Origin of the sequence: Mesoflavibacter sp. CH_XMU1422-2, assembly GCF_037029245.1 — a bacterium.
Classification (GTDB): domain Bacteria; phylum Bacteroidota; class Bacteroidia; order Flavobacteriales; family Flavobacteriaceae; genus Mesoflavibacter; species Mesoflavibacter zeaxanthinifaciens.
This window is the reverse complement of record NZ_JAYMEE010000072.1, coordinates 1-602: the sequence shown is the minus strand read 5'-3', so window position 1 is coordinate 602 and position 602 is coordinate 1. Positions and strand designations below refer to the sequence as shown.

General features: G+C 29.1%; 1 pseudogene. It reads left to right on the top strand.

From position 1 onward, the window contains the following. Positions 1-602 (top strand): annotated as a pseudogene (locus WA340_RS12660) (LamG-like jellyroll fold domain-containing protein); the annotation flags it as partial.

Below are 602 nucleotides of genomic sequence, written 5' to 3'. Positions count from 1 at the left end.
CATACAATATTGATAACCGTTTAAAAATTAGACTTGGTATTAATACTGTTAATGGTATACATAGACAACTATTAGTTACTCAAGATTCTCATGCTACTGCAGGAGAAGATTGGGGATATGATGGTGTTAATAATGAAGACCAAGTGGATGATATGTATTGGATGATTGAAGGTAATAAATACATTATTCAAGGGACTGATGTTATCGATGTTAATACCGTACTACCTATTGGTATACATACTGATGATAGTGGTAACAATACTTTTACTATTGATGCTTTAGAAAATGTTCCTGATAATTTAGAGATTTATATCTTTGATAATGCAACAAGTACATATCATGATATTAGAGCCAACGATTTTACTATTAACTTACCTGCTGGCGAATATCTAGATCGTTTCTCTATGGTATTTAGTACTTCTTCTACTCTTAGTATTGAAGATAATGTAATTGTTCAAGACATTAATACATATTACAACAACAGTCAATCAAGTATTATTATTAATAACCCTAAGTTACACAACATAACATCTGTTAAGTTATATAACATTTTATCTCAAGAAATATTTAGCGAAACAGATATTGATACTTCAGATTATACT